We start from the raw sequence: 17,889 nt of genomic DNA on the forward strand, positions 1-17,889 counted from the left end.
TTTCGGGGGTCAACGGAGGGACAGGACGCCCTGTCGATTCCCGCGCATCACGCGCAGCGCCAAATCTGCCGGTTGGCGCGTGAAGCCGGCGCGGAAGGCCGCCAGGTCGTCGAAGTCGCCGATCGTGGCCGCGACCACCACGTCGCCCGCCTGCAGGCCATTCTGCGCCGCCCGCGAGCCGCGTGCGACCGATTGCACCAGCACGCCGGCAGCGCCCGCGCTGCGCAGGTTGGCGGGCAGTTCCGCGAAGATCGCGCCGGCGAGGCGCGGGTCGAGGTCGGCGCCCGCCACGCTGCGCGGCTGCTCCTGCAGGCCGATCTGCAGCTTCAGCGGCTTGCCCTCGCGCAGCACGTCGAGCGCCACGCGCGCGCCGAGCGCCTGCAGGCCCTCGAAGTTGCGAAGCGCATCGCGCCCGGTGATGCGCTGGCCGTTCGCCGCGGTCACCACGTCGCCCGCGCGCAGCCCGGCCTGCGCCGCGGGCGAGCCCGGGTACACGCGCGTGACCACCGCACCGGCGTCGGCGGCGACGCCGAGCGCGCGGGCGAGGCGGTCGTCGATGTCCTGCGTCTCCAGCCCGAACGTGCCCCGCCGCACGACGCCCTTGTTGTTGACGAGCTGCTCGGCGATGCCGCGCGCGAGATTCGACGGGATCGCGAAGCCCAGGCCGATGTTGCCGGCGATCGCGCCCTGGGGATTGAAGCTCGCGGTGTTGATGCCGACAAGCTCGCCGTTGAGGTTCACCAGCGCACCGCCGGAATTGCCGGGATTGATCGAGGCATCGGTCTGGATGAAGTTCTGGTAGCCGAGCCCCGGCAGGCCGCTGCGGCTGACGGCGGAGACGATGCCGCTGGTCACCGTCTGCCCGATGCCGAACGGGTTGCCGACCGCGACGACGAAGTCGCCCACGCGCAGCGCCTCGGAATTCGCCAGCGGCAACGCCTGCAGCTTTTCGGCCTTGATGCGCAGCACCGCGACATCGGTGTCGGGATCGCTGCCGAGGAATTCGGCAGCGAGCGTGCGTCCGTCGGCGAGCGTCACCGAGACCTGGTCGGCGCCCTCGATAACATGGTGGTTGGTCAGGATCAGGCCGCGCTGCGCGTCGACGATCACGCCGGAGCCGAGCGATTCGTTGATGCGCTCCTGCGTGTACTCGGGAAACATCTGGCGGTAGATCGGGTTCGCGAACGGGCTGACCCGCACGCGCTGCTTGGAATGCACGCTGACCACCGCCGGGGTGACGCGCGCGAGCATCGGCGCGAGCGAAGGCACCGGCGTGGCGCCCACCGCGCTCGGCAGCGCGGCCACCGTGGGCAGCGCGATCGCGCTCGCCGGCGCCGCGTGGGCGGGGTCGATGGCCTCGCGGCAGGCGGTGGCGACGAAGCCACCGAAGGCGGCGGCGAGCGAGAGCGTGAGCAGCGTGGTGCGGGGGGTGGCCATCGCGGTCCTCGGGAAAAGCGGCGAACGGGCAGCGGACAGGATGTCGCGGCGGCGCGACCTCCGTTCAAGTGCCGACCGACCGCGACGCGCGCCGACAGTTCCCGCGCCGCTCGTCGGGCTGTCGCGGCGCAGCATCGAAACACGGGCGAAAAGCATGCGGTCGACGGCGTCAAGGCGTTGACGCGCCGGCGGTCGTGAGCGTAGCGTGACGTTTCCTCGTGGCCACTAAATCTTGTGGTTCACGACGGCTCGACGGGGAATAGGTTGAGGTAGAGGCGTCGGAGGGGCACCCTCCGGCCCATGCTTTCCGACGCCCTTTCGAGCGGTTTCACGGCCGCTTTCCCGGACTGTCGGCCCGTGGAACACCAACCCCCATAACAACGGTCGCCACGGCGGCCGTCGACCGAACGACCGGCCGCCTCCGCGTGGCCTTGACTGGAGATGACGCAGGAATGAGCACGGTGCGCCTGGAGGTGGTCGGCATGGCCAAGACCCTGAAGTCCGACGGGGACATCCCGCTGCAGCCGGCCTCGCTGGACATCTGGGACAAGAAGTACCGGCTCAAGACCAAGACCGGCGCCCCGGTCGACGCCGACATCGACGCGACCTACCAGCGCGTCGCCAAGGCACTGGCCGAGGCCGAGCCGACCGGCGAGAAGCAGAAGTACTGGAACGAGCGCTTCCTCTGGGCGCTGCGCCGCGGTGCGATCCCCGCCGGCCGCATCACGTCCAACGCCGGCGCGCTGGAGCACAAGCCGGCCACGTCGACGATCAACTGCACGGTGAGCGGCACCATCGAGGACTCGATGGACGGCATCCTCGACAAGGTCCACGAGGCGGGGCTGACGCTGAAGGCCGGCTGCGGCATCGGCTACGAGTTCTCGACGCTGCGCCCCAAGGGCGCGTTCGTCGCCGGCGCCGGCGCGTACACGTCGGGCCCGATGTCCTTCATGGATATCTACGACAAGATGTGTTTCACCGTCTCGTCCGCCGGCGGCCGCCGCGGCGCGCAGATGGGCACGTTCGACGTCAGCCATCCCGACGTGCGCGACTTCATCCGCGCCAAGCGCGAGGACGGCCGCCTGCGCCAGTTCAACCTCTCGCTGCTGATCACCGACGGCTTCATGGAAGCGGTCGAGGCCGACGGCGACTGGCCGCTCGTGTTCCCGGTGCACGTCAAGGAACAGGACGACCTCGACCTGACCAATGCCGAGCAGGTGATCTGGCGCGAGTGGCCGACGCACCGCAACTACGTCTCCCGCGAGGACGGCCTGGTCGCCTGCAAGATCTACGGCCACATCCGCGCGCGGCACCTGTGGGACATGATCATGGTCTCGACGTACGACTACGCCGAGCCCGGGTTCATCCTCATCGACCGCGTCAACGAGATGAACAACAACTGGTGGTGCGAGTCGATCCGCGCGACCAATCCCTGCGGCGAGCAGCCCCTGCCCCCGTACGGCGCCTGCCTGCTGGGCTCGGTGAACCTCACCAAGTTCGTGCGTAACGCCTTCACCGACCAGGCCACGTTCGACTGGGACGAGTACCGCGAGGTGGTGCGCGTGTTCACCCGCATGCTCGACAACGTGGTGGAGGTGAACGGCCTGCCGCTGGAGCAGCAGCGCCAGGAGATCATGCGCAAGCGCCGCCACGGCATGGGCTTCCTGGGCCTCGGCAGCACGGTGACCATGCTGCGCATGAAGTACGGCAGCAAGGAATCCTGCGAGTTCACCGAGCAGATCGCCCGCGAGATGGCGGTGGCCGGCTGGGAGATGGGGCTCGAGCTCGCCCGCGAGAAGGGCCCCGCCCCGATCATGGAGGAGCGCTTCACCGTCACCGCCGAGATGCTGCGCAAGCGCCCGGAGATGGCCGAGGACGGCTGGAAGATCGGCCAGGAGATCCCCGGCAAGGTGCTGCACGCCAAGTACTCGCGCTACATGCAGCGCGTGGCCGAGGTGGCGCCCGAGCTGGTGGACGAACTCGCCGAGGTCGGCAGCCGCTTCACCCACCACAGCTCGATCGCGCCCACCGGCACGATCTCGCTGAGCCTCGCCAACAACGCCTCCAACGGCATCGAGCCCTCCTTCGCGCACCACTACAGCCGCAACGTGATCCGCGAGGGCAAGAAGTCGAAGGAGAAGGTGGACGTCTGGTCGTTCGAGCTCCTCGCCTACCGCGAGCTGGTCAACGCCCGCGCGATGCCGTTCTCCGAGGACCCGGCCGGCCAGCTGCCGGACTACTTCATCGCCGCCGACGACATCACGCCGAAGGAGCACGTCGACGTGCAGGCCGCGGCGCAGAAGTGGGTGGACAGCTCGATCTCCAAGACGGCGAACGTCCCCACGGACTACCCGTACGAGGACTTCAAGGACATCTACCGCTACGCCCACCAGCAGGGCCTCAAGGGCTGCACCACGTTCCGCTTCAACCCGGCCGCCTTCCAGGGCGTGCTGGTCAAGGAGAAGGACCTGGAGAACACGACCTACCGCTTCGAGCTCGAGGACGGCAGCTTCGTCGAGGTCCGCGGCAACGAGGAGGTCGAGTACGACGGCGAGATGCACACCGCCGCCAACCTCTTCGACGCGCTGAAGGAAGGCTATTACGGCAAGTTCTGATCCACCTGCCGACGCGCCGGGCGACGTACCCGGCGCGCGGCGCCCGATGCGTCGCCGCCGTCCGTCAGCAACGCATCCGTCCCGTCAAAAACCCCGATGCAGTACGCGTAGTTTTCACACCGTGTTGTGTGCAGCGACGGTATAGGTCGCCGCGATAACGCATTACCCGTTATCCCGATACCGCATAACAGCGCCCCTAAGGAGGGCTTTCCGATGAGCAATGGAAATGGAGTGACCGCTACGCTGTCGAACGCGGCGAGCACCGTCGCCGAGACCGCCACCAACATCGGCAGCGCCGTCGCCGATACCGCCAGCACCGTCGTGGAGAAGGTCGTCGACACCGCCAGCGGCGCGGGCGAGGCCGTGGGCCGCGTCGTCAAGAACGCCAAGAAGGCGCTCAAGCGCACCAGCACCGCCGCCCGCAAGGAGGCTCGCGCCTCCAAGTCGACCGGCGCCCGCAAGACCGCCACCACGTCGCGTAGCCGCGCGGCGTCCGAGGGCGGCAGCGCTTCGACCGGCGGTCGCAAGTCGGCTTCGAAGAAGTCGACGGGTGCCCGCAAGTCCGCGTCGAAGTCGGCCGGTGGCCGCAGCTCGGCGTCGAAGTCGACCGGTGCGCGCAAGAGCGCCTCGAAGTCGGCGGGCTCGCGCTCGACGACGGCTTCGAAGTCGGCCGGTGGCCGCAAGTCCGCCGCCAAGAAGACGACGGCGCGCAAGTCCGCCTCGACGTCGACGGCCCGCAAGTCGGCCGGCGGCACGGGCCGCAAGTCGACCACGCGCGTCCAGGCCGGCAAGAAGGCCGCCACGACCCGCAAGGTCAACGCGGTCAAGAAGGCGGTCAAGAAGTCCGTGACCCGCGCGACCAAGGCCGTCCGCGAGACCGCCGCCAGCGCGCGCCGTTCGGCCGCCGCCCGCAAGGGTGCGCAGACGCGCGCCTCGACCGGCGGTCGCAAGACGGCCGCGAAGAAGGGCGGCGCCCGCAAGTCGGCTTCGAAGTCGACAGGCGCGCGGAAGTCCGCGTCGAAGTCCACCGGTGCCCGCAAGACGGCGGCCAAGAAGGGCGGCGCCCGCAAGGCGGCCTCCAAGTCGACCGGCGCGCGCAAGTCGGCCGGTGGCCGCGCCTCGGCCGGCGCCCGTAGCGCAAACGGCCGCAGCCGTTCGAGCGACAGCCGCGCCAGCCTGTAACACGCAGTGACCCGGTGCCGGCGGTTCGCCGCCGGCACCACCGAATCCACGAGGCGGCGCACCACGCGACGCTTCCACCACTCAACAACCAGCGACACGGGGAACGGGGCCGATGGCCGTCAAGATCGAAAAGAAAATCAAGGGCTACCAGGTCGTCAGCGCGGACGACCGCGCGCGCGAGGCCCAGGCCGCCAACCCCGCCCCCGAGGCGCCGAAGACCGCGGACGTCATCCAGATGCACGAGCGCCTCGAGCGCCCGGACGTGCTGATCGGCTCGACGTACAAGATCAAGACGCCGCTGGTCGAGCACGCGATGTACGTGACGATCAACGACATCGTCCTCAACGCCGGCACCGAGCACGAGCAGCGCCGCCCGTTCGAGGTCTTCATCAATTCGAAGTCGATGGACCACTTCCAGTGGATCGTCGGCCTCACCCGCATCATGTCTGCCGTCTTCCGCAAGGGCGGCGACGTGACGTTCCTCGTCGACGAGATGAAGGCCGTCTTCGACCCGCGCGGCGGCTACTTCAAGGCCGGCGGCGTGTACATGCCGAGCCTGGTCGCCGAGATCGGCGCGGTAGTGGAAGACCACCTCAAGTCGATCGGCATGATCCACGACCCCGAACTCAGCGACGCGCAGCGCGCCCTGATCGCCGAGAAGCGCGCCGCCTACGAGCGCGCGAGCGCCCCGGCCGCGAACGAGAGCGTGTCCGTCACCGGCGACGGCACCAGCTTCCCGCCCAGCGCAACCATGTGCCACAAGTGCAGCACGAAGGCGCTGGTGCTGATGGACGGGTGCGCGACTTGCTTGAATTGCGGATACAGCAAGTGCGGGTGAGGCGAGCGTGTAACTAAGGGGATTCCGGGCGTGTGGGGACAAGCATAAGTCGCTAGCCGGGCGCACATAAGCCGCTACGAAGGCCCACATAAGACGCTAGCGTTCACTGCATACCCCCTCGCCGGAAGGCCAGGGGGGGTTTTTTCTTGCACGCTGCTGGCTCTATAGCCTGCGAGCTCAGCCTTTGCAGCGGGAGCTCAATCTAAGTTGCGAACTCTGTGATGCGTCACGCGAGCCGTTCGCCGTAGCCACCGCATGGGAACACTGGAGGAAGCGGAATAGGCGCCGCACCGGCTTACAGCTATTTACATAGACGCGCAAATTTGCACTTCTATGTAGAGGCAGTCGGCTTTCCTCGGGAGCCGTACGGCGTCACGATAAACCGTGCCACGGCGGAGGAGCGGCGCCATGGTGCATCGCGCACTCCCCGTGCACGTAAGCATGTCCACACCGCTGACGGCTACTGCATGCACTGCTGGTCAAGCACGGCCCAAACTCTCGCTATCCCGTCCGCCCCGTCTCTGAGCATGATGTCGATGGGCGCTAAACCGTCGAAGGCTAGATTGCGCCTCCATATCCAAGAAAAGCGCAACTCCTTATCTTCTGGAAACAGCAGTCGCAGCGAACCATGGATGCCTATCAAGTGCCCGAAGCGCTGTAGCACCGCGGGCGGCAAAGAACAGTCTCCGTTGTTCAACTGCTGCAATGTTGAAACAGACTGCCCCTTGCTCGCGAGAAGTGCTAGCTGCTGCTCCGCGCTCAGGCCCCATTTTTCAAGCAGCGCAATGACTACCCGCCCAAGGTCGCGCAGCGCAACGGGATCGGCGAGATCGACATGGGTCGAACCTTGATATCGAGTCATCCGCCTCGCTCCTACAACATCTCTGGTGTCGCCCATCGCCCCGCCCGCCTCAGATGGCCACTCGATCACCAACGCTTCCGCCACTCCAGTAATGGAGGGAAGCGCCACCGACGCGATGCTTTCCGACACGGCGTGCCACACCGCGTTCAACGACCGACGGGACTCGAGGCAGAGCCTACCGCGTATAGCCCTCGCTATCAGGGACAGTTTCCGGGTCAGGCCGGAGGTGCACGCAGCTTCATGAGCAACAAGGCGTCTATGAGGGACAGATTCCGGGTCGAGGAAACCAGTCGTACGGCCACTGTGGGCTCAGATACCCCAACTGCGCAAGACCGAAGCGGGAGCGTCGAAGGGAGGACTGCGCTCCGATTGGCCCGATCTCGATACAAAGTCCAACCCCTCGACGGCCATCAGCAGGGTGTCACGGACCTAAGACGTTTCCGCGCTTGCTAGCCTGCTTCTGCACTTTCGCCAGTTGGGCATTACCCTTCCTAGCATGCCCCAGAATGCTGGCGAATGGTTCGGGATCTTCAGATGCACAAGCTCATGCGCCACGACATAGTCGATACACGATAGCGGAAGCTTCACGAGGTCTATGTTGAACGTAATGCGCCCGGACACCGCCGTTGACCCCCATCTGCGAGTCAGAAGCCGGACCCGTATCGGCGGAATCTCCATTCGCAACCATGACGACAACGATATTGCTCTCCGGACGCGGTCGCTTAACAGCGTGAACGCGTGGCGCTTGTACCAGTCCTCCATGGCTTTGCGAATTTGGTCACGGTCCTGCGGGTCTGGGGTGACCACGAGGAAGTAGCCACCGACCAACTTGACGGACGTCGAGCAGCCCGCCGCTAGCTTCAATCGATACTGACGACCCAAATATCGGTGCGTTTCACCCGCCACCCATTCACGAGGTTGCGGTGGACTCGGATAAGACTCTGCCAGTCTCTGCTTTCCCCGAATCCACTTCAGCCGCCGCCGTACGATCTGCTCGATTCGCTCCACCGATGCTGCTGGCGGCGCTAGTACTACAACCTGCCCATACGGCTCGACAAAGATCCCGACAGTTCGGCGTCGATCCGTGCGGCGGAGTGAGTACGTAAGAACGTCGATCTCGCCCACGCTAAGGACACGAATCTCAACCGTTTCCGGTGTCACGGAACGCGCCTGCGTGCAATATCGATCAACCGATCGAGCAGTCGGTCGATGGAGTCGAAGTCGAGCTCCAAGCCGTGTTCCGCCTTGAGGGCAAAAAGTTCGTCCTCGATAGCGATCTTCATCTGGTTCTGGACGTCCAAGTCCTCCGCCCAGTCGACCTTGCGCTTGGCCATGATCAGGTCGTCGATACGAGCTGCCAGATGGGCAGCGACGTTCTCATCTATCGTAAGGCCGCCGCTCGCGAACTGATCGCGCACCACGTCGTAGTAGGACTTGGCGACATCTCGCGCCTTGAGAACTTCTGGCACATCCTCATAAGTACGGCGATCCCGCACCCGCTCCTGGATGTCTTTCAGCGCACTGAGCGCATCGAGTTGCGAGAGCCGATCAGCTCGCAGGTCCGCGATAGTCTTGTCGATGAGATCAGAAAACCGCTTGTAAAAGACCGGGTCCTCATCGATGTGTTCGTGAATCGCACTCCTTACCCGATTGGCAATCATCTCCGCCTTGGCATCTGGCGTTCCTGCTGTATCTACGTCCTTGGCAAATGCATCCTTGTCCAGGATGGAAACCGGCTCGACTAACGTCTCAACCTGGCCCGCACCCACGTAGACGTCGAGCAGCTTCTGGATCGCACCCTGATACTGCTTGAAGTCCACCTTCTCGGCGTACCGACGGGCCACGGACGCGCGCAGCTCCATGAAGTACTTCAGATCCCGGCGGTACCGATCAATCTGGGCGGCAGGGGTATTCTCGTGGAAGGTGGCTGCTGCGAGTGCCAGACGAAGCGCTTTGGCGTAATTCGTCAAACGCTCATAGAACTTGTGCCGCTCCCCTTCGGAAGCAAGGAAGCGCTCCATTGCCTCTCGATCTTCCTTGTTCGACACGGTCTTGAATACATCCCAAACGTCGCTGTGCCGCTGCGGCAGCTCGCGCACCGCGCCGTCAAGAACATGCATCACATCACTGAGGTGCGTCTGGAAATCTTCGGCCGCATCGGTGTACTGCTCCAATGCTTCTCCTAGATGGTCGATGATCCCGTAGTAGTCGATGATTAAGCCGAAATCTTTCCCTTCTGAAACGCGGTTCACACGCGCAATAGCCTGCAACAGTTTGTGATCTTTCAGCGACCGCGTCAGATAGAGCACAGCATTGCGGGGGGCGTCGAATCCGGTAAGCAACTTATCGACAACGATGATGATCTCGGGTTCATCTGCACTCTTGAAACGCGTTGTTACGTCCTTCTGGTAGCGCGACTCATTGCCGTACCGCTTCATCATCTCGACCCAGAACGCGTCCACAGCTTGACTGCCGCGACCCTTGCCCTCGTCCGCGTCTTCATTGCCCTCGATGGAACTCGGACCCGAGATCAGCACCTCGCTGGTGACCATTCCGAACTCATGTAGGAATTGCCTATACAACAGGGCCGTAGCTTTCGACGGTGTGACCAATTGCCCCTTGAACCCGGTTCCCTTGAAGTTGGTCTGGAAGTGGACGCTGACGTCCCAAGCAATGGCGCGCACCTTTTGCTCAGTGCGATTCAACTGGTCGGCTGAGGAGTACTTCCGCTTCAGGTCCGCTCTTTGGGCGTCGGTAAGCGCCGCCGTGTAGCGGCTGAACCACTCGTCGATGGAAATCTGGTCAACGCGTTGCTCCACATGGCGTCCCTCATACAGGAGGGGCACCACGGCTTTGTCCGCCACCGCCTGATCGATCGTGTACGCCGACGCGATTAATCCCCCGAATCTCTCGACCGTAGGGACCTGCGACTTAAATACCGGCGTGCCGGTGAACCCGATGAAGCATGCTTTCGGAATGACCCGGCGCAGGGCTGCATGAAACTGCCCGGAGTGACTGCGATGTCCCTCATCGACCAGCACGAAAATATTGGGGCTGTCGAGTTCAGCCTCCCTGGCATTCACAGCTGCCTCGAACTTCTGTAGCAAGGTCGTTATGACTTCCGTTCGACTGCTCTGCAGCAACTCAAGCAAGTGGCGGCCGGTGCTCGCCTGCTGGGTGTGGACGCCACTCGCCCGAAAGGTGCCGTAGATCTGGTCATCCAGATCAACCCGGTCGGTGACGAGGATGATCTTTGGGCTGAGCGCAGCGAACTTTTCCAGAAGCGATTCCGCCAGCATCACCATGGTCAACGATTTGCCGCTGCCCTGGGTATGCCAGACAAGACCGCCGCGCCGGACGCCGTTGGCATCGACGTTCTCGACGCGGCTCAGAATTTCCTCGACTGTGAAGTACTGCTGATACCGCGCCAGCTTGCGGGTACCACCTTCGAACACAGTGTATCGGCTAGCGAGTGCTAGCAGCCGTTCTGGTGTCGCAAGGGAATTGAGCAGCTTGTCTTGCTCGGTTGGGGTCCGCCCGGACGCAATGACCCCGTCCAACCAAGCGCGGGCTGCTGCATTGGTCCTACCGGGTGATCGGGTAGCGTCGTTAGCAAACGTCTGATCGGACTCCTCTGCGGTCAGCGGTCTGCGCAGCAAGCTGGACAGGTCGTTCTCTGAAAACACCTGCTCACGCCAGCCTTGCCAGAACGGGAGCGCTGTCCCGGTTGCGGCATATGCGGCCTGATTAACGGTAAGTCCCATAAGGACTTGCGCGTAATGGAAGAGCTTGGGTATCTCGCCCTCGCGCTGGTTTTGTAACTGTTGGGAGATCGCTTGCTCCAGCGGTTCCCGGCCACCGACGTCGCCTGGGCGCTTGCACTCAATGACCGAAAAGGGAATGCCGTTGACGAACAGCACTAGGTCTGGCCGTCGTGACTTGGTCGTGCCGAAGGACTCGACGCTGAACTCATCGCTGACGTGAAAGACATTGCGTTCTGGGTGCTCCCAATCGATATAGCGAAACGTATAGCTCTTGGTATCACCGTCCACCGTCTGCGGTATCCCTTTGCCGAAGCGAATCAGCTCCCAGACTTTTTCATTGGTCCGTACTAGACCATCGTCGCCCAAGTTGCTTAGGGCTCGGATGCCTTCCTCAATCCCGGAGCGATCAAATTGATATATGCCGCCGCGATATTCAAAGCTGTTTATCGCTGCCATCTGACTCTCAAGAATCGACCGGAGCAGCACCTCGCCTTTGCGTCCCCCACGCATTCTCAACGCAGCGGCCGGGGTCAACAGTGTCCACCCAAGCTTCTGCAACAAGTGCATAGCGGGTAGCTGTGATACAGCGTCCTCGGCGAAGGGTGGAGTACTGTTAGGAATAGCGTTCACGCAGCCACCGAAAGCGCGCCAGAAAACGTACGATCCATAAGGCCGCGCTTGTATCGACGAAGCAACTCGTGTTGCTTATCTAGCTTCCAGATCTCGGAATCCAGCAATTCGAGCACTCTTACGATTCGATCCTGTTCGTGCAGCGACGGCAGAGGAACACGAATCTTCGAGAACTCTTTCCAACGCAGACTGCCGCGCCTATCTACCGACGCGCTCATTCGACTTTCGAAGATCCGCCTGTAGTTCTCTGTTTTTAGAACCGCAAAAAGGAACTCAGGGTTCACTACCTCGTGGCAGTGAAACACCGTGTACATTGGACTCACAAGCCCTGGCTTTCCGCCTTTGCGTAGCAGCCCGATTGAGCCTTCTTCAATGTGATTTGTCGCATACGCAAAATCACCGACATTCAGCCGCTTATATGCGTTGAGATTGCGACTGAAAACCTGCCTTCCGAAATACTCAAGTGAAGGCACTAGGCCATCATGCTTCGTGCACGAGTAGACAATTGCCCCATCGGTTTCGCCTCGATCGACTGATTCAGCGGCGATGTCTCCGATTTTAAGGATCTTCCAATCGGCAGGCAGCTCCTTAAAAACGCCGGCTTGGGTCGCGCTGCTATCAACGAACTCTGGAAAGCGTTTTGTGCCGGTAAGCAGCTGCTGCACAATACCAAGCTTAAACTTGCGCTTTTCTCGAACCAGAGCACCGAGGCTCGACAGGTTGGCGTCCAAGACTTGCGAGAGGATGTCTACTCGCTGTTCGACTTCCGGGTTGAGGGAGGGCATCCAAAGCGACAAGAAAGATTCTTGCGAAATCTTCCAAGTTCCGTTGCTTCCGCGTGCAATCTCATGAATGGCCTTTCGGCCCTTGGGCGAGCGAAGGTACTCGACGAACGCTCGAGCTGAATGTTCTTTTGAAACTTCAATCACCCAGGCTGTGTCTGGTGGAACGAGCTTCGGTTCGTCTCTCTCAACAAGAACGCATGCGCCTACAAGATCTCTGCTCCCGCTTGCGCGCGAAACCAAGACAGTGCCTTTGCGGATAGACGGCCACTCGTCTCTGAATCGAGTGGCCGCCAATCTTTTTGCATTCCTTCTACTGACGTCGCCGGATGTAATTGCAGATAGGGCGAGGATCCCGTAATCCTCGGGGCCAGGGGCAGCTGGTTCGCAAACTGGGCTGACGCCCGCACGCAAGCTTGCTACGACGTTCGAGACGCGAATCATGATCAGATCCCCAACTCATCGAGTGCCTTGGCAAGCGCTTTTTGAGCGTTAGCGAGCTCCTCCTCGATCTTTGACATTTCCTTCGTCACCGCGTCGAGATTTACGGGCTCTTCTTCCTCGAAGGAATCTACATAGAGCGGAATATTGAGGTTGAACTCGTTCTCCTGGATCTCATCAAAGTTGGCCAGATGCGCATATCGGTCGACATTCTCGCGTTTTCGCCAAGTGCCAACAATCTTCTCGAAATCGTTTTCCCGCAGGCGATTCTGGTTTTTTCCTTCCGCGAACTCGCGACTGGCATCGATGAAGAACACACCCTTATCGCTCTTGTTGCGCTTGAAGAACATCAGCGCAGCTGGGATGCCAACCCCGTAGAACAGGTTCGCTGGTAGACCGATCACGCCCTCCAGCAGGTTTTCTTCGATCAAACGCTGACGAATGAGTCCTTCCGATCCGCCACGAAACAGCACGCCGTGCGGCACTACGACGCCCACGCGCCCGTCCTGGGCGTTCATTGTCTCGACCATGTGTGAGATGAAGGCATAGTCGCCGCGGCTCTTGGGCGGCGCACCACGCCAGAACCGGTTGTACGGGTCTTGAGCTGCCGTATCTGCGCCCCACTTGTCGAGTGAGAACGGCGGATTGGCCACAACGACGTTGAACTTCATCAGGCGGTCGGCTTCGATCAGCTTTGGGCTGCGGATCGTGTCGCCGCGCTCGATGCGGGCATTGTCCAGGTCGTGCAGGAACATGTTCATGCGCGCGAGCGCCCACGTTGCGCCGTTGGGCTCCTGCCCGTAGAGCGAAAAGTCATCCGAGCCTACGGCGCGCCCGGCGCGGATAAGGAGCGATCCCGAGCCGCAACACGGATCGCAGATGCGATCGCCCGGTTGGGGGGCCACGATGGTGGCTAGCAGCCGAGACACCTCGGCGGGGGTGTAGAACTCTCCGCCCTTCTTGCCGGCATCCGAGGCGAAGTTGCCAATCAGAAATTCGTAAACGTCTCCGATGACGTCGCGGTGGCCGACCTTTGACGGCCGCAGGTCGAGGCGCGGGTCGTTGAAGTCTTCCAACAGGTGAGCCAGGCGCGCGTTGCGCTCCTTGGTCTCGCCCAGGTTCGCTTCGCTGTTGAAGTCGATGTTGCGGAACACGCCTTCCAGCTTGGCTTTGTTCTCGTCTTCGATCTTGGCTAGCGCTTTGTTGATGAGCTCGCCGATGTTCGGCTGCTTCCGCTGCGCGTACAGGTGGTCGAAATCGCACTCTCCCGGGAGCGAGAAGCGTTCGCGCGCCATGGCGCGGGCGACACGTGACTCATCACCTTTGTAGCGCTTGCGGTACTCGTCTGCCCTCTCCTTGTGCAGGTCGGACAGGTACTTCACGAACAGCATCACGAGGATGTAGTCCTTGTACATCGTGGCGTCGATGGTGCCGCGGAAGGTGTCGCAGGCCCGCCATACGGCGTCGTTGATGGATTTCTGGTCAGTCATGTCTCGGCTCTCAGGTTCTGGTTGCGGCGCGCCAGGTAACGGCCGCGGAATGTTGATCGCGCAGGGTCTGAAGTTGGGCGGTAAGGCGGGCGGTTTCCCGCTCAAGTCGCGCCACTTCGACGATCTGGCGTTGGGTCTGGATAGGCGGTACCGGGACCTTCAGATCCACGAGATCGCTCTTCGAGAGGAATGGGATGTAGCTGCCTCTGGCGATACCGCGGAGTGCCTCGCGCGTCGCCGGGTGATTCATCACCCACGCCAGGTACGCCGGCAGCAACCGTTCCCCAGGACGCAGCACGTGCAGCCCCAGCGCGGCGATGCCATGGACTTCCGCGTCGACTACGCCGGCGGGGAACTTGGTTCCCCGCGACTGCAACAACACATCGCCTTGCTTGAGGAGGTGCCGGCTGTGGGCCGGCTCCTCGTTGATCCGCAGATAACCGCCTGCATCGAGGAGGCCGGCGTCGCTGATGTCCTTCATTTGGACAACGGCGAGCTTTCCGGACGGGTCGTCCATCACCTTGCCCCGGAACGGGAATCCAGTGCGGACATCGGCGACGTCGGCCAGCCTCGATTGCATGGGTCAGGGTCCTTTGGTGTCGTTAGCCGGGACTACGTCAGAACCTGACACCATCGCGAGGCGTGGCTTAGGCTCGTCGCACTCAGGGCCGGGAAGCTCCAGGCTTTCCAACGTCGGCATGCTGCTGCCTGCGATACCCTGCAAGTCGCCGTAGAATCCGGTCACGCCGCCCAGCACTCGGTCAAGCTGTTTTTCGCGCCGACTCCACAGGGCACTCATTGCCTTCTTCTCCTTGTCGAGATCGCTGCGCAGCTCTTCGTACGCTTCGACGATGCGAGTCATTCGCTGGCGGAAGGGCGGAGTCGTCAGGTAGTCGAAGACCTTGTCCTTGGCCGTGTCGGTGAGCGCGGTCACCCGCCGTGTCGTTGCGACCTCCAGTAGCCCCTGGCGCAGCGCCTGCGCCACAGGAACGAGGGTCTGTGGACAGGTCACCCAAATGCCATCCATCTGTCCGAATGACGCCAGGTCGGGAGGCGTCGTTTCGGAAACCAGAATCGCAATGTCGGCTTTTGCTGCGCGCTGATCCTCTCGCAGCTTCGGCAGCCACTGGCTCTGCCACGCCTTGGTGCGCTTGCACTCCCACAGGATCGTGCCGCTTGATGCGCCCGCGGAAGACACCACGGTCTGAATCAGGTCGCCGCCGTTCTGGCCCTTTCCGACGCGCTCGAAGCGGTCAGCCGGAAATGCCTTCTGCAGGAGTGCCAGGAGGTCGAGTTCAGCCACTTCGCCTGCGAGCTGCTGAGAGACGCTATGGCCCTTGCGGCGCAACTCCTCGATCTGCTCGCGCATGGCCTCGAGCTGCTTGTCCTTCTCCGCAACTTTCAGGCGGTTGGCGTCGTCGCGTTCCTTGTATGCCGCTTCGCGGACCTTGGCCCGCTCTTCGTCCAGGCGCTGGGCAACTACGAGGTCGACCTCGCGCTTGGCCTCTTCAGCTTCGGCCTTCAGCCTGAGCGCGTCGACTTCTGCCTGCTGCGCTGCCCTGAGCTTCTCGTCCTTGGCAGCGAGCTGTGACTTGGCGGCTTCCAACTGCGCAGCCACTTCATCCTTTGCTTGCTCCATGGCCTTCGCCGCGATTTCGGCGCTACGTGCCTCAACCTGTCGCTGGACCTCGAGCTCAAGATCGCGGCGAGCCTGTTCAGCAGCTTCCTTCACCTTGAGCGCCGCGAGCTCTGCGGACTTGGCCGCCTGGAGTTGTGCGTCACGTTCGGCCATGGCCTGCTGTGTTGCCTGCCGCTCGGTCGCGATCGCTGCTTCGATGGCTTGCTGGGCAGCTCGCGCAGCGTGGTCGCGCTCGGTTGCGATCCGCTGTTCGGTATCAGCCTCGAGCTTGAGACGAGCCTCAGCCAACATCGGCTCGGCCAGCGCTTTCGTGAGTTGGAAGGCCGCCCGGCAATGTGGGCAGGAGATGTTGAAATCGCTCATAAAAACTGAACCCTCCTGGGGTCGAAGTTATGAGCATGCGTTGACCCCAAGAACCAAATCCGCCACTCTGGCGGTGCTGTTATCGGCTCGGGCGCAGGCTCGGGTTGGTCTTCCAAAGCCCGGCGCGCCAACGCCGGGCTTTGTCTTTGTGGGTACATGAATCGCGAAACTGCATGCGTTTCTGCGCCCACACCGTTACGCTAAGCCCGTCCTGAATGGACGTCAACAGGTATTTTGTATGAAATCCCTGTCTGCCGACGAAAGGTTGGCGACCGCGGCTTGGGGCGGAGAACGCTGCCGGAGCGGAACTGAGGGGCCACGTAGCGTCAGGTGCCCCGCGAGCCATTGCGGCTAGGTCCGTTGAGTTCGGCGCCCGACGCTAATAAGGGTTAGGGAGTCTTCCCATAAGAAGCGGCGGACTATCTGAGTAGAACTGCGGCGAGGCCGTCTCCGGCCGCCCGAGTGCTTTAGCGAGCTGGGCGCTGAACTGTGCGCGATCGAGCCAAGGCGCATCCACGATCTGTCCCGTGCCAAGCAGCCTAAATTGGCCTTCGCCGTTCGTTCGCATGATGTCTCGGTAGGCCTGTTCGAGGAGGCCTCGATTCGCTTCGAGCCAGTCAACCCGAGGTGCTGAAGGAACGATCGGCGAGAGGCAGTAGGCAGGTTCGAACCGCGGTCGACGCCTCTCGACGTACCACTCCACCCAGGCGCGAAACTCGGCGAGACGGTCACGTGAGTTCTTTGCGAGGCCGGCACGTCGACCAGTGTGAGCACGCCAATCGGCTTCCGTAATCCAGACATTCGCGAGAATGCGGTCGTCGACGAGGCGATCCAGCAAGCGCTCGAGTGACTCCGGAAGACGCAGCTGATGGCACATCCACCCGACCGCAGTCGTGACTGCGGACTTGATCAAGAGCGCTTCCTCCAAGCGCACGCCGTAGAGAGCCTCCCGAAAAAGCGCGATGAGCACTGCTAGGGACTCAGGCTTGGCGTCATTGACCAGCCTGTGAAGCATCGCGCTGTACGCCGTGCCGCCCGGCGGTCCGATGGCGGGCTCCATGTCTCCAAGGAACTCTCGATACAGCCCAAGATCTTGAGCCTGCGCCCGGTGCCAGCCCCGCGCAGCGACCACGTCTTCGATGAAACGTGTGTACTCCGCCGGCGCAATGTCCCGCCGTGCGAGAAACTCCCAGAGCCTCGAACGGAACGCAGCGGTCGCCTCGGCAAACGGCTGTGCTGCATCGCTCTTGGGCAGCGTCCATTGATCTACAGCCTCAAGCAGTGTTCGGCCCCCTAGCAGCGCGACCCGATCGGGCGACGAGGCGGTGTGCTGGATGCGCTCAAAGTGGCGCTTCCGCTCCACGTCGCCGAACGCCTTCTCATCGAGCTGTTGGTTGGAGAGCCCGGAGACTTGTCGCACCCGCCAATACCACAACCAGTTCCTCGCCCGGTAGGCCAGGTCATCCGCAGTTCGCATGCGCCGCTTTGGAGTGGGAAACCGACGAATTATGCCCGGGTTGTCGCTGTGACCGCCGCAGGTTGCAATTAGCCGACTGTCACCGCATCCGACAAGGACCCCGTGCCCCAGCGAGAGCCGACGAGCCCCTACACGCGAGTGAGCGGTCAGAGCCTGTGGCAGGCGCTCGGGTTTGCCAACGAACGCGCCTTTCAGCGGGCTCGGCTGGCGAAGACGATTTCGCTTTCGCTCTACCCGATGCCCGGCCAGGCGCGCGGTGTCTACGCACGCTCGGACGAGCTCGCAGCTCACTTGGCCGCGCTCGAAGCGGCCGCCGAAACGAAGGAGTCGCCCATGAAACCGTAGCTGTTTCAGGGCTGCAAAAGACAA

General features: G+C 62.7%; 12 protein-coding genes. 3 read left to right on the plus strand and 9 right to left on the minus strand.

Going from position 1 to position 17,889, the window contains the following annotated elements; genetic code table 11:
- Window positions 1-9 precede the first annotated feature (9 nt).
- Window positions 10-1,437, minus strand: a complete 1,428-nt coding sequence (locus tag ACY35P_RS00910; protein WP_462113931.1) for a trypsin-like peptidase domain-containing protein — start codon at window positions 1,435-1,437, stop codon at window positions 10-12.
- Between the two features lie 452 nt (window positions 1,438-1,889).
- Here ACY35P_RS00910 and ACY35P_RS00915 point away from each other — a divergent pair, with 452 nt between their 5' ends.
- The 3 genes from ACY35P_RS00915 (at window position 1,890) to ACY35P_RS00925 (ending at window position 6,072) form a co-directional block, all read left to right on the plus strand.
- A complete protein-coding gene (locus ACY35P_RS00915; protein WP_462113932.1) occupies window positions 1,890-4,052 on the plus strand; it encodes an adenosylcobalamin-dependent ribonucleoside-diphosphate reductase in 2,163 nt (720 codons plus the stop codon).
- A gap of 213 nt (window positions 4,053-4,265) precedes the next feature.
- The gene (locus tag ACY35P_RS00920) at window positions 4,266-5,234 is read left to right on the plus strand and encodes a hypothetical protein (protein WP_462113933.1); all 969 of its coding nucleotides are present in this window, start codon (window positions 4,266-4,268) and stop codon (window positions 5,232-5,234) included.
- A gap of 112 nt (window positions 5,235-5,346) precedes the next feature.
- Entirely contained in the window at window positions 5,347-6,072 is a 726-nt protein-coding gene (locus tag ACY35P_RS00925) for a TSCPD domain-containing protein (RefSeq protein WP_462113934.1), read from the plus strand.
- Window positions 6,073-6,532: 460 nt separating this feature from the next.
- On the opposite strand, the gene ACY35P_RS00930 is transcribed toward ACY35P_RS00925, so the two are convergent.
- The 8 genes from ACY35P_RS00930 to ACY35P_RS00965 form a co-directional block, all read right to left on the minus strand.
- Window positions 6,533-7,063 carry a hypothetical protein gene (locus ACY35P_RS00930; protein ID WP_462113935.1) on the minus strand — a complete coding sequence of 177 codons (531 nt, stop codon included), beginning with the start codon at window positions 7,061-7,063 and terminating at the stop codon, window positions 6,533-6,535.
- Window positions 7,064-7,363: 300 nt separating this feature from the next.
- Window positions 7,364-8,095, minus strand: a complete 732-nt coding sequence (locus ACY35P_RS00935; RefSeq protein WP_462113936.1) for a M48 family metallopeptidase — start codon at window positions 8,093-8,095, stop codon at window positions 7,364-7,366.
- Window positions 8,092-11,328 (minus strand): type I restriction endonuclease subunit R, encoded by a 3,237-nt coding sequence (locus ACY35P_RS00940; protein WP_462113937.1) that lies wholly within the window; start codon window positions 11,326-11,328, stop codon window positions 8,092-8,094. The genes ACY35P_RS00935 and ACY35P_RS00940 overlap by 4 nt, the downstream gene beginning before the upstream one ends.
- Window positions 11,325-12,554, minus strand: coding sequence for a restriction endonuclease subunit S (locus tag ACY35P_RS00945; protein ID WP_462113938.1), 1,230 nt, complete (start codon window positions 12,552-12,554; stop codon window positions 11,325-11,327). The genes ACY35P_RS00940 and ACY35P_RS00945 overlap by 4 nt, the downstream gene beginning before the upstream one ends.
- A gap of 2 nt (window positions 12,555-12,556) precedes the next feature.
- Entirely contained in the window at window positions 12,557-14,041 is a 1,485-nt protein-coding gene (locus tag ACY35P_RS00950) for a type I restriction-modification system subunit M (protein ID WP_462113939.1), read from the minus strand.
- Window positions 14,042-14,051: 10 nt separating this feature from the next.
- On the minus strand, window positions 14,052-14,621 hold the full coding sequence (locus tag ACY35P_RS00955) for a restriction endonuclease subunit S (protein ID WP_462113940.1): 570 nt from the start codon (window positions 14,619-14,621) through the stop codon (window positions 14,052-14,054).
- A gap of 3 nt (window positions 14,622-14,624) precedes the next feature.
- Window positions 14,625-16,043 carry a DUF2130 domain-containing protein gene (locus ACY35P_RS00960; RefSeq protein ID WP_462113941.1) on the minus strand — a complete coding sequence of 473 codons (1,419 nt, stop codon included), beginning with the start codon at window positions 16,041-16,043 and terminating at the stop codon, window positions 14,625-14,627.
- A gap of 379 nt (window positions 16,044-16,422) precedes the next feature.
- Window positions 16,423-17,520, minus strand: coding sequence for a hypothetical protein (locus ACY35P_RS00965; RefSeq protein ID WP_462113942.1), 1,098 nt, complete (start codon window positions 17,518-17,520; stop codon window positions 16,423-16,425).
- Window positions 17,521-17,889 lie beyond the last annotated feature (369 nt).

The organism is Lysobacter xanthus (genome assembly GCF_047159895.1).